At 37.9% G+C, this 12,405-nt stretch carries 9 protein-coding genes; all 9 read left to right on the top strand.

The window, feature by feature from the left end; all coding sequences use genetic code 11:
• The first annotated feature begins 32 nt into the window (after positions 1 to 32).
• Positions 33 to 806, top strand: a complete 774-nt coding sequence (locus tag B0A58_RS13245; RefSeq protein ID WP_089081458.1) for an enoyl-CoA hydratase-related protein — start codon at positions 33 to 35, stop codon at positions 804 to 806.
• 98 nt (positions 807 to 904) lie between these two features.
• A complete protein-coding gene (locus B0A58_RS13240) occupies positions 905 to 2,113 on the top strand; it encodes a 3-hydroxyacyl-CoA dehydrogenase NAD-binding domain-containing protein (RefSeq protein WP_089081457.1) in 1,209 nt (402 codons plus the stop codon).
• A gap of 72 nt (positions 2,114 to 2,185) precedes the next feature.
• The gene (locus tag B0A58_RS13235; RefSeq protein ID WP_089081456.1) at positions 2,186 to 2,614 is read left to right on the top strand and encodes a PaaI family thioesterase; all 429 of its coding nucleotides are present in this window, start codon (positions 2,186 to 2,188) and stop codon (positions 2,612 to 2,614) included.
• Between the two features lie 277 nt (positions 2,615 to 2,891).
• The gene (pcaF, locus tag B0A58_RS13230) at positions 2,892 to 4,100 is read left to right on the top strand and encodes a 3-oxoadipyl-CoA thiolase (protein WP_089081455.1); all 1,209 of its coding nucleotides are present in this window, start codon (positions 2,892 to 2,894) and stop codon (positions 4,098 to 4,100) included.
• A gap of 99 nt (positions 4,101 to 4,199) precedes the next feature.
• Positions 4,200 to 6,698: a phenylacetic acid degradation bifunctional protein PaaZ gene (gene paaZ / locus B0A58_RS13225; protein WP_243389500.1), complete on the top strand. Its 2,499-nt coding sequence runs from the start codon at positions 4,200 to 4,202 to the stop codon at positions 6,696 to 6,698.
• A gap of 127 nt (positions 6,699 to 6,825) precedes the next feature.
• A complete protein-coding gene (locus tag B0A58_RS13220) occupies positions 6,826 to 7,584 on the top strand; it encodes an enoyl-CoA hydratase/isomerase family protein (RefSeq protein WP_089081454.1) in 759 nt (252 codons plus the stop codon).
• A 112-nt stretch (positions 7,585 to 7,696) separates the two neighbouring features.
• Positions 7,697 to 9,022 (top strand): dihydrolipoamide acetyltransferase family protein, encoded by a 1,326-nt coding sequence (locus tag B0A58_RS13210; RefSeq protein WP_089081452.1) that lies wholly within the window; start codon positions 7,697 to 7,699, stop codon positions 9,020 to 9,022.
• Positions 9,023 to 9,047: 25 nt separating this feature from the next.
• Positions 9,048 to 10,100, top strand: a complete 1,053-nt coding sequence (locus B0A58_RS13205) for a branched-chain amino acid aminotransferase (protein WP_089081451.1) — start codon at positions 9,048 to 9,050, stop codon at positions 10,098 to 10,100.
• Between the two features lie 70 nt (positions 10,101 to 10,170).
• On the top strand, positions 10,171 to 12,246 hold the full coding sequence (locus B0A58_RS13200; RefSeq protein WP_089081450.1) for an alpha-ketoacid dehydrogenase subunit alpha/beta: 2,076 nt from the start codon (positions 10,171 to 10,173) through the stop codon (positions 12,244 to 12,246).
• Positions 12,247 to 12,405 lie beyond the last annotated feature (159 nt).

Genomic DNA, 12,405 nt, shown 5'->3' with positions numbered 1-12,405 from the left:
ATGTATATTTGGTATAAATAAAATTCAGCATTATGATTCAATTACATATCGAAAACAACATTGCAAAGATTGCCCTAAACAGACCCGATGTTTTTAATAGTTTTAACAGGGAAATGGCTCTTTTATTACAAAAAGTACTCAACGAATGTGCTCATAATCCACAGGTTAGAGCAATTATTTTGACAGGAAATGGCAAAGCATTTTGTGCCGGTCAAGACTTGAACGAGGTTATCAATCCCAATTTGAACCCTGGTTTTGAAGTTATTTTAGAAGAGCATTACAACCCAATCATCCAACTGATTAGACAAATAAAAAAACCTATAATCGCAGCCGTCAATGGTGTAGCAGCTGGTGCTGGAGCCAATATTGCTTTGGCTTGCGACATTGTTGTTGCTTCTGAGCAGGCTAGTTTTATACAAGCTTTTAGCAAAATTGGTTTGGTGCCAGATAGCGCAGGCACTTTCTTTTTGCCTCGATTAATTGGTTTTCAAAGGGCTTCTGCTTTGATGATATTGGGCGATAAAGTTTCGGCCGAAGAGGCTCTAAAAATGGGCATGATATACAAAATTTATCCCGCCTCGTTTTTTGAAGACGAAGTTCAAAATTTAGCATCAACTGTTGCCAAAATGCCTACTAAAGCTATTGGACTAACTAAAACTTTGTTAAACCAAGCCATGTCAAATAATTTGACAGAACAATTAGATTTAGAAAGCAAATGCCAAATTGAAGCCAGCCAATCTTTCGATTTTAAAGAAGGAGTAGAGGCATTTATCAACAAAAGAAACCCCGAGTTTATTGGTGATTAATGAATAATCATTTTTAAAAACTGTAAAAATATAGATTCTATTATTTTGCAACACTTTTGTTGTATTTCAAATAATTTTTTTAAATAAAAGTAGCATTTATGAACAATATTAAAGATACAAAAGCATCTAACAACCTCCCAAAAAGCAAAAATACGATTGCCATTATTGGTTCAGGAACCATGGGTAGCGGCATAGCTCAAGTAGCAGCCCTATCGGATTGTAAGGTAATATTGTTTGATTTGAATCAAGAGGCATTAGAAAAAAGCAAGAATGACCTAAACAAAATAGTCGTAAAATTATTTGAAAAAGGCAAATTAAATACCGAACAAAAATCAAATATCGAATCAAATATTTTTTTTACAAATAATATACAAGAAGTTGCTGAGGCAGATGTTGTTATAGAAGCCATCGTAGAAAATTTGGCCATCAAACAAAAACTCTTTGTAGAACTAGAACAATTGGTAAGCCAAAATACTATTTTAGCTACAAACACCTCATCGTTATCAATTGCGTCCATTGCTGGTGCATGTCAATTTCCCGAACGAGTTATTGGTATCCATTTTTTCAATCCTGCCCCTGTAATGCCGCTGGTAGAAGTCATTCCTGCTGTTCAAACTAGCGATATTATCTTACAAAAAACAATTGATTTACTTTCAAATTGGCACAAAACCGTAGCCCTTGCAAAGGACACTCCTGGTTTTATTGTAAACCGTGTGGCACGACCGTTTTATGGCGAAAGTTTACGCATTTTTGAAGAAGGTATTGCCGATTTTGCAACCATCGATTGGAGTTTGAAAACCATTGGCGGATTCAAAATGGGCCCTTTTGAATTGATGGATTTTATAGGAAATGATGTCAATTATACCGTTACAGATACGGTGTTTACTGCTTTTTATTATGACCCAAAATACAAACCTTCTTTAACTCAAAAAAGGCTTGTAGAAGCAGGTTTTTTGGGCAAAAAATCGGGTAGAGGCTTTTATAATTACAATCAAGACATACCCAAACCTACAACCGATAGGATATTGGCACAAAGCATTTTTGATAGGGTGATTGTCATGTTAATCAACGAAGCAGCCGATGCTTATTTCCTAAATATTGCAAGTGCAAACGACATTAATATGGCCATGACAAAAGGAGTCAATTACCCAAAAGGTTTACTCGATTGGGCAAATGAATTAGGTATCCCTTGGTGTGTAAACAAGTTAGACGAACTCTACAACGAATACCACGAAGACCGCTACAGATGCAGCCCCATACTAAGAAAATTAAACAGAAATAAATTGGATTTTGATTCAAAAACATAATATTATTTTCAATCTTTAAATCTTTAAATCTTTTAATTTTTCAATCTTTAAATCTTTCAATCTCATAAAACCATGAACTCCTCAACAATACCTCACAAAATGCTCAGTCAAGATGCTTTTAGTCAATGGTTAGGAATCACCATTTTAGAAAGCGAAATTGGCAAATGCAAAGTAGGAATGACCGTTCGGAAAGACATGCTCAATAGTATGGGCAAAGCCCACGGGGGTATCACTTTTGCGTTGGCCGATACTGCTTTTGGATTTGCAGCAAACGCTCTTGGCAAGTATGCCGTTTCCATAGAAACGTCCATCAATCATATCGAAGCCGTAAACGAAGGCGATTATTTAACAGCCGTTTCTGTGATAGAAAAAAGTAAAAACAAGCTGGGGTTTCACATCATTGAAGTACGACGTCATACCGCCAACAATCAGGAACCAGACGAATTGGTGGCCTTGTTTAAGGGCGTCGTTTTTAGGACACAAAAAGATTGGGAAATTTAATTTGTAATCAAATAATACCATTTTCAAAAAAATCAACAAATGACATCAAATAAATGGTTGGGCGTTCCCCAAAGAGTCGGGATATTCGTTCCAAACAACGTTCATTGAACTCCAAAAGAAATATCATGTTATGAAATAATCTTTTTTGAGTCAGAAAAAGCCTTAAAAAAGGATTTTATCTGCTATCCCTAACGCAACATTCCGTAATCAACAGCATTTTTCCAAATATAAAAACCAACATTTTTCAACATACAACTAAACAAGCATCAACCCAAAAATGGAAGCATTCATCATAGACGGAGTTCGAACTCCAATAGGACAATACCAAGGCTCATTATCATCTGTTCGTGCCGATGATTTAGCTGCTTTAGTCATCAAATCATTAGTGCAAAAAAATGCCAACATCCCAAAACAAGCGTATGACGATGTAATTTTTGGTTGTGCCAATCAAGCTGGCGAAGACAACCGAAATGTAGCCCGAATGGCATTGCTACTAGCAGGCTTGCCCTATACTGTGCCTGGCGAAACAGTCAATAGATTGTGTAGCTCTGGAATGTCTGCCATCATTCATGCACAACGTGCCATAAAAGCTGGCGACGGCCATGTGTTTATTGCCGGTGGTGTCGAAAACATGACTCGTGGGCCTCTGGTAGTTTCAAAACCCTCTACGGCTTTTGGAACAGATAGTGCCATGTATGATTCTAGTTTTGGATGGCGGTTTATCAACCCAAAAATGCAAAATTTATATGGCACAGAGGCCATGGGTACAACAGCCGAAAATTTAGCTGCCCTATACAATATTTCCCGACACGACCAGGATTTATTTGCATTCCAAAGCCAACAAAAAGCCTCCCTAGCACAAGCTTCTGGCAGATTTGAACAAGAAATTGTGTCTGTTGAAATTCCGCAACGCAAAGGCGATGCCATTATTTTTAGTAAAGATGAATTTATAAAACCTGCAACCAGCCTTCAAGGTTTGTCCAACTTAAAACCTGCTTTTCAAAAAGATGGCAGCGTAACGGCTGGCAATGCCTCTGGACTAAATGATGGTGCTGTGGCTACCCTTATCGTATCGGCAGAGGCCATAAAAACATACAATTTAAAACCGTTGGCCCGCTTGGTTAGTGCAGCTGTAGTGGGCGTAGAACCCCGCATTATGGGTATTGGCCCTGTTGCTGCAACAAACAAGGCACTACAAAAAGCAGGATTGACTTTGGATCAAATAGACCTTATCGAATTAAACGAAGCATTTGCAGCTCAAAGTTTGGCTTGCATCCGCGAGTTGGGTTTACAGGACAACGATCCAAGAATCAATCCAAATGGCGGTGCCATAGCATTAGGCCACCCTCTTGGTGCTACTGGTGCCCGTATTTTATATTCGGCTGCATTACAACTGCAACTCAATCAAAAAAGGTTTGCACTAATTACAATGTGTATTGGCGTTGGTCAAGGATATGCCGTGATAATTGAAAATTGTAGTCTTTAATCTATTTTTTTAAAATTAAAAATATCAATCATAATCACAAACCACAACTTTCATATTTAATAAATAATCAACTACTTTGTGGTACAAAAATATATAAACATGATAAACCATACTCAACATTACGTACAAGGAAAATGGGTTGTCGCTTCTGGCGAAGGAATTCCCACATTTGATGCCATAACTGGCGAATATGTAGCAACAACATCTGTAGAAGGATTAGACATTCCTAGCATTTTGCAATATGGAAGAACAAAAGGTGGCGAAAAATTGCGTAAAATGACTTTTCAAGAACGAGGCAACATGCTGAAAAGTCTTGCCATTTATTTAACCAAAAAGAAAGAAATATTTTACGAATTGAGTTATAAAACGGGTGCAACACGAACGGATTCTTGGATAGATATCGAAGGGGGTTTTGGCAATTTGTATGCCAATGCTTCTTTGCGAAAATTATTTCCAAATTTGCCTTATCATGTAGAGGGCGATCCTATTGATTTATCAAAAGGGGGCCGATTTATGGCTCACCACCTTTTAGTTCCCAAAAAAGGAGTTGCCATACACATCAATGCTTTCAATTTTCCAATATGGGGAATGCTCGAAAAATGTGCCGTCAATTGGATGGCAGGCATGCCGGCCGTGGTGTTGCCAGCACCCGTTACGGCTTATTTAACAGAAGCCGTTGTCAAAGAAATTATTGCTTCAAACATCATTCCCGAAGGGGCTTTGCAACTTATTTCAGGTACGGTTACCAACATTTTTGATACTGTCGAAAGTCAAGATGTGGTAACTTTTACAGGATCGGCTGCTACGGGTCGGATATTAAAATCGCATCCCAGAATAATTCAAGAAGCCGTCCCTTTTACATTAGAAGCCGACTCGTTAAACGCTTCTATTTTGGGCGAAGATGCCTTGCCTGGTACGCCCGAATTTCAACTTTTTATTCAACAAGCCCGCAGCGAAATAACCGTAAAAGCAGGTCAAAAATGTACCGCCATCCGCCGCTTGATTATACCCGAAAATGTAATTGACGAGGTTCAAAATGCCCTTTCAAAAGCATTAGACCAAGTAAACATAGGCAATCCTCGATTAAAAGAAGTCCGAATGGGTGCATTGGTAAGCAAAAAGCAAGTTGAGGTACTCCTTTCAAGAATACAAGAACTTTCACAATCAGCAGACATCGTTTATGGCAATTTACAACAAATTAATCTAATGGGTGCCAACGAAAAAGGAGCTTTTGTAAGTCCAACCCTTCTTAGAGAAAACCAGCCTTTTAATAATGCAGCCGCTCACGAAATAGAGGCCTTTGGCCCTGTTGCCACACTAATGCCCTATCAAAACCTAGAGCAAGCCATAACATTAGCCCAAATGGGTAAAGGCTCTTTGGTTTCGTCTATCGTAACATATTCCGACAAAATAGCAAAAGATTATGTCATAAATGCTGCATCACATCATGGCCGAATATTGGTTTTAAATAGAGAAAATGCCAAACAAAGCACAGGACACGGATCGCCTTTACCTCTTTTAGTACACGGTGGCCCTGGTAGGGCTGGCGGCGGACAAGAAATGGGTGGCGTAAGAGGCATCAAACATTATATGCAACGGTGTGCCATTCAGGGTTCGCCCACCACTCTGACCGAAATAACCGAAATTTACCAACCAAAATCGGCTTATAAACCCATCACCCAACACCCTTTTCAATACCATTGGGAAGACATTCAACCCGGAATGTCGTTACAAACCCACAACAGAACCGTAACAGACACCGACATTATTAATTTTTCTAATCTTACATGGGATCATTTTTATGCCCACACCGATATTACCGCCCTCGAAGGTAGTATTTTCAAGAAAAGAACCGCACATGGTTATTTCATTTTGGCCGCTGCCGCAGGACTTTTTGTATATCCAAACAAAGGCCCCGTTGCAGCCAATTACGGCCTAGAAGAGTGTCGTTTTTTAAAACCAATATACCACAACGATACTATTTATGTAAGACTTATCTGTAAACAAAAAATCGATCGTGATGTGGTTGCTGCCGAACATCCTAGCGGTATCGTAAAATGGTTTGTTGAAGTTTTTGATATGCAAAACGAGTTAGTTGCCGTAGCTACTATACTAACAATGGTACAAAAAAAACAAACCGTTTTTGTAGAAATGACCCATGAAAAAATCCAAGAATGTTTAAACAAACTAACAGAAAATACTCAACCAAAATGGGGTTCTATGACTGCCCAACACATGATAGAACATTTGGAATTTGGCTACAAAATTGCCGCTGGAATCATTCAAAATTTCGAACTCATTACCCCAAATCATATACTCGAAAAAGTACATCATACGTTGTATAACTACAATAAAATGCCACAAAATTTCGATTTCCCATTAGCACATTTATCTCAAATCGAAACGGTAAAGCATGCCAATTTAGACGAAGCCAAACACCATTTTTGGGAAGCCCGTGCAGCCTATTTGCAATTTTTTGAAACCCATCCAAACATCCTGCTCAAAAATGCAGTTTTTGGCAACATGAACCGATACGAATGGTATCTTTTAGACAGAAAACATTTGAACCATCATTTTGAACAATTTGACATTTTGTAATATTTTCAGGAGCTAATCCCGCTTTTCACTACAATCTTTTCTTTTTTTAAAGAAAAAAAAGAAAAGGATTTCCGTTGCAATCGGGGCTAATAAATTTATCTTAAAAAATCAACTAATATATAATAAAATGAGTGCATACGTAAAATATAACATCAACCACAACATAGCAACAATCGAGTTTTTTCATCCAGAACAAAATTCATTGCCAAGTACTATTCTGGAACAATTGGCACATACAATAACAATAACAGGAAACAATCCCGAAGTAAAAGTCATTATCCTACAAAGTGGAGGCGACAGAACTTTTTGTGCAGGAGCCAGTTTTCAAGAGTTAGTGGCTATAAATAATGCCGAAGCAGGAAAATTATTTTTTTCGGGTTTTGCCAACGTCATCAACGCCATGCGATTATGTCCAAAGTTCATCATCGGACGTGTGCAAGGCAAAGCCGTTGGTGGTGGTGTAGGCATTGCCGCCGCTACCGATTATTGTATGGCTACCCAATTTGCCAGTATCAAATTAAGCGAATTAAATGTTGGCATAGGCCCCTTTGTTGTAGCACCCGCAATTGAAAGAAAAATAGGAGTTGCTGCATTATCTCAAATTGCCATTGATGCCAATAGTTTTTATGATGCCACTTGGGCCTTTGACAAAGGATTGTATGCAAAGGTATATCAAAGTATCCCCGAATTGGACCAAGCTACTTTCAATTTGGCACAACAACTTTGCTCCTACAACCCCGAAGCAATGCAACAAATGAAGCACATTTTTTGGAACGGTACCCAACATTGGAACACCCTTTTAGCCGAAAGAGCAGCCATAAGTGGCAGCCTAGTCCTTTCAGAATTTACAAAAGAAACATTGAAAAAATTTGAGAAAAAGGATTAAAAAAAAATAAAAGATTGAAAAAATCAAAAAAATCAAAAAGAATGAAACTTGAAACCTGAAACTTGAAACTTGAAACCAAAAAAACCAAAAAAACCAAAAAAACCAAATAAAAATGACTATGTTTGAATTCAAAATGCCTAAAATGGGCGAAAGCATGACGGAGGCAACTATAATTAGTTGGTTGAAAAATGTGGGCGATTTTGTGCAAGCAGAAGAAACCCTTGTCGAAGTTGCAACAGATAAAGTAGATAGCGACATTGCATCTCCAATAGCTGGTACCATAACGGCAATTCATTTTCAAAAAAATGACGTGGTTCCAGTTGGCCATGTTTTAGCTACGATTAGCCCCTTAGCCTCTATTCATCATTCGACTGATATTAACGAAAAATCACATAGCATTACGACTGATTTTCAAACAATGGCCACATTCAAAAGTAACATTGTTGATAACCAATTTGTTACTGAAATACCGAATGAAGCTTCTATAAAGTCCAGTCGATTGGGTAGTAACTCGTTTTTATCTCCATTAATTATTGCAATTGCACAAAAAGAGCACCTTTCAATAGAAGAATTACAATCCATTGCTGGGTCTGGATCCAATGGTCGCTTGCAAAAAAGCGATGTTTTCAAATATTTAAAAAACAGAAAATACCCTTTAGAAAGTAGAAAATGGAACGACGAAGGACAAAAAAAAGCAGTTTATACTAAACCTCAAATCCATTTTGATGCTGCTCAGGACCACATCGTTACCATGGATAGGATGCGACAGCTGATTGCAGGACACATGGTATATTCCAAGCAAACATCGCCACATGTAACCTCTTTTATCGAAGTTGATGTTACCCATTTGGCACAATGGAGGCAAGACAACAAAGCATTGTTTTTTGAAAAAACGAACGAAAAATTAACATTTACACCCTTTTTCGTACAAGCAGTAGCAAAAGCAGTAACTTCGTTTCCTTTAATGAACGTTTCTGTTGATAAAGACCAAATTATTATACATCAAAACATACATATTGGTATGGCAACGGCACTTCCTAGCGGGAATTTGATTGTACCCGTTGTAAAAAATGCCAATCAAAAAAACATAGTTTCTTTAGCAAAAGAGGTCAATCATTTAGCCGAAGCCGCCCGAACAAACAAGCTCAAACCCGAACAAGTTCAAGGCAGTACCATTACCATTTCAAACGTGGGAACTTTTGGAAGTCTCATGGGAACTCCCATTATCAACCAGCCAGAGGTTGCCATCATCGCCTTTGGATTAATCAAAAAACGTCCTGAAGTTATCAGTACCCCAAATGGCGACGAAATTGCTATCAGAAGCATGATGTATTTGTCATTATCTTTTGACCATCGGGTAGTTGATGGCTTTTTGGCAGGGTCGTTTTTGACCAAAGTAGGCCAATTATTAGAAGAAAAAGTAGATTTTTTATATTAATGTAGTTAAAATAAGTTATAAAAAAATGAGATATTCGATTCAAATAAATAAAACAAATACATCAAAAGTTTCAGAAATAGACTTAAATTCCCTTTTGATGGGCACCCATTTTACCGATCATGTTTTTATTTGCGACTACCAAAACGGCCAATGGCAACAACCAAGAATAGAGCCTTTAGCATTAATCCCAACACACCCTGCTGCCATGGCACTACATTATGGTCAGGCTATTTTTGAAGGAATGAAAGCTACATTAGGAACAAATGGTACTCCGATTTTATTTAGACCCCAAGACAATGCCAAAAGATTGAATAATAGTGCCGAAAGAATGGGAATGCCATTATTTCCCGAAGATTTATTTGTTGAAGCTTTAAAAAAATTTACAGCATTAGAAAAAAATTGGATCCCACAAGCAAAAGGAAGTGCCTTATATATCAGGCCTTTTATGTATGCCGACGAAGCTTTTATTGGAATGAGGGCCGCTACCAGTTATAAATTTATCATTATGGCATCGCCAACAAAACCCATGTATGCCCAAAAAATAAAATTATTCGTCGAAAAAAAATTCATTAGAGCTGCAAATGGAGGAACTGGCGAAGCCAAAACCGCAGGCAATTATGCCGCAGCTATCAGACCAACAGAATTGGCAAAAGCCAAAGGATATGATCAGGTTTTGTGGTTAGATGCTCAACATTTTGAATACATTCAAGAGGTGGGCACAATGAATATTTTTTTTAAAATTAATGGTCAGTTTTATACTCCTAATTTAACAGGAACTATTTTGTCTGGTATAACTCGAATGAGTGTTATAACATTGTTAAAAAGTAATGGATTTGCCGTTACAGAAAGACCAATTACAATTACTGAAATTATAGAAGCCTTTGATAATGGTACGTTAGAAGAAGCCTTTGGAACAGGGACGGCCGTTGGTATTGCTATGATCAAAGAAATTGGCAATTGTACTTTTACCATTACTTTGCCCAACGAAAACCCCATTTCAGTATGGGTAAACGATACTTTAAATGCTATAAAAACACAAGAAATTCAAGATGAATTTGGTTGGACGTTAGAAGTATAATGGTTATTGGTTATTTATATTGATAATTAAAAATTACAATAAAATTATTATTTCATAAATATTATCTTATATGTTAGATATAAAAATTCTAAAGAAAGCTTTTTCGGTAATGGCAACAGCAAAGGCCATGACACAATGGTATGAAGTACAATTCAAATTGGTTTCAAAATATGTTCATGCTACATCTCGTGGGCACGAAGCCATACAAATTGCGTTGGCAATGCAACTATTGCCACAAGATTTTGTGTATCCTTATTATCGAGACGATGCCATGTTGCTGGGAATGGATCTAAGTCCCTACCAATTGATGCTGCAATTGATGGCCAAAAAAGACGACCCTTTTTCAGGAGGTCGAACGTATTATTGTCATCCAAGTTTGAACGAGGCCAACAAACCAAAAATCCCACATCAATCATCGGCAACTGGCATGCAAGCCATACCTGCAACAGGAGCGGCAATGGGTTTTTGGTACAAAGAAAAAACCTTCCCAAGCCCAGAAGGAAAAGGTTTTGCAGATGAAATTTCCCCTTTAGAGAAAAAGGGTCTTGTAGTTTGTTCATTAGGCGATGCCGCAGTAACAGAAGGAGAAGTAGCCGAAGCCTTACAAATGGCAGCCTTAAAACAACTGCCCATTTTATATTTGATTCAAGACAATGGTTGGGATATTTCTGCAAATGCCCATGAAACTAGGGCTCAAAATGCTTTTGAATATGCCAAAGGATTTCATGGCATAGAGGCCCTAACTATTGATGGATCTGATTTTTCTGAATGTTATACTACACTTCAAAAAGTAATTAATACCATTAGAGTTGAGCGTCGGCCTTTTTTGGTACATGCAAAGGTACCTTTGCTCAATCATCATACTTCTGGCGTTAGGATGGAATGGTATCGAGACGATTTGGAAGAAGCAAAAACCAGAGACCCCTACCCTATTATTATCCAACAATTAATAGCCATGGGCTGTGATGTAAATACCATTCAAACTATTGAACAAGAAGCAGTTACACAGGTTCAATCAGACTTTGAAAAGGCACTCCATGCTGCCGATCCCGTTCCAGGGGATTTGTTTACTCACGATTTTGCACCAACTCCCATTATGGAAGAAACAGGCAATCGCAACCCAATGAGGGAAGATAAAGTGATGATGGTCGATTGTGCTTTATTTGCAGTAGAAGAACTCATGAAAAAACATCCTGAATGTTTGCTATATGGGCAAGATGTTGGTGCAAGGCTGGGTGGTGTTTTTAGAGAAGCCGCAACATTGGCACAAAAATTTGGTAACAATAGGGTTTTTAATACCCCCATTCAAGAGGCCTTTATTGTAGGATCTACCGTTGGAATGTCTGCCGTTGGTTTGAAACCCATAGTCGAAGTACAATTTGCCGATTATATTTGGCCAGCTCTCAATCAGTTGTTTACAGAGGTCAGTCGTTCGTGCTACTTATCAAATGGCAAATGGCCTGTAAGCATGATTTTGAGGGTGCCAATTGGGGCTTATGGCAGCGGCGGACCGTATCATTCGTCGTCGATAGAAAGTATTTTAACCAATATAAGAGGCATCAAAATTGCTTATCCAAGTAATGGTGCCGACTTGAAAGGCTTGCTAAAAGCCGCCTACTACGACCCCAATCCAGTGGTAATTTTAGAGCACAAAGGACTGTATTGGAGCAAAGTAAAAGGTACCGATGCTGCAAAAGTAAACGAACCCAGCGAAGATTATATTTTGCCATTTGGCAAAGCTAATCTTGTTCAGGAAATTTGGCCACAAGAAACCCAAGAAACTTTAACCGTAATTACCTACGGAATGGGAGTTCACTGGGCTTTGAATGCCTCAGAAAATTTAAAAAATCAAGTAGAAATTATCGATTTGAGAACCCTGTATCCGTTAGACGAACTAACGGTTTTTAAGTCGGTTCAAAAAACAAAAAAATGTTTAGTACTAACAGAAGAACCCGTAAATAATTCCTTTGCCCGAAGCTTGGCAGGATTGATACAAGAACAATGTTTCCAGCAGCTAGATGCTCCTGTTATGGTTTTAGGAGCCGAAAATATGCCTGCCATTCCACTCAACAGCATTTTAGAACAAACAATGCTACCCAACATCGAAAAAGTAAGACAAAAAATGGAGTTCTTGTTGCAGTATTAACAGTTTAAATTTTTAATTTAAAATGATTGCTTTAAACCCTTGTCATTGAACTACATAAGTAAAAAAAAAGAAACACTACCCCATAAAAAGGAAAATCATGATCAAAGAATAAACTTTAACAATGATTTGCCAAAAGGGGGTTTAATACCAAATATACAT

The organism is Flavobacterium branchiophilum NBRC 15030 = ATCC 35035 (assembly GCF_002217205.1).
GTDB classification, from domain to species: domain Bacteria; phylum Bacteroidota; class Bacteroidia; order Flavobacteriales; family Flavobacteriaceae; genus Flavobacterium; species Flavobacterium branchiophilum.
Note: the sequence above shows the minus strand (reverse complement) of the source record. Positions and strands in the feature narration are given on the sequence as shown.

What these genes read in the sequence shown, in the direction of transcription:
- B0A58_RS13235 (WP_089081456.1), top strand. Translation starts at nt 2,186, where the DNA reads ATGAACTCCTCAACAATACCTCACAAAATGCTCAGTCAAGATGCTTTT.
- B0A58_RS13220 (WP_089081454.1), top strand. Translation starts at nt 6,826, where the DNA reads ATGAGTGCATACGTAAAATATAACATCAACCACAACATAGCAACAATC.
- B0A58_RS13210 (WP_089081452.1), top strand. Translation starts at nt 7,697, where the DNA reads ATGACTATGTTTGAATTCAAAATGCCTAAAATGGGCGAAAGCATGACG.
- paaZ (WP_243389500.1), top strand. Translation starts at nt 4,200, where the DNA reads ATGATAAACCATACTCAACATTACGTACAAGGAAAATGGGTTGTCGCT.
- B0A58_RS13245 (WP_089081458.1), top strand. Translation starts at nt 33, where the DNA reads ATGATTCAATTACATATCGAAAACAACATTGCAAAGATTGCCCTAAAC.
- pcaF (WP_089081455.1), top strand. Translation starts at nt 2,892, where the DNA reads ATGGAAGCATTCATCATAGACGGAGTTCGAACTCCAATAGGACAATAC.
- B0A58_RS13200 (WP_089081450.1), top strand. Translation starts at nt 10,171, where the DNA reads ATGTTAGATATAAAAATTCTAAAGAAAGCTTTTTCGGTAATGGCAACA.
- B0A58_RS13205 (WP_089081451.1), top strand. Translation starts at nt 9,048, where the DNA reads ATGAGATATTCGATTCAAATAAATAAAACAAATACATCAAAAGTTTCA.
- B0A58_RS13240 (WP_089081457.1), top strand. Translation starts at nt 905, where the DNA reads ATGAACAATATTAAAGATACAAAAGCATCTAACAACCTCCCAAAAAGC.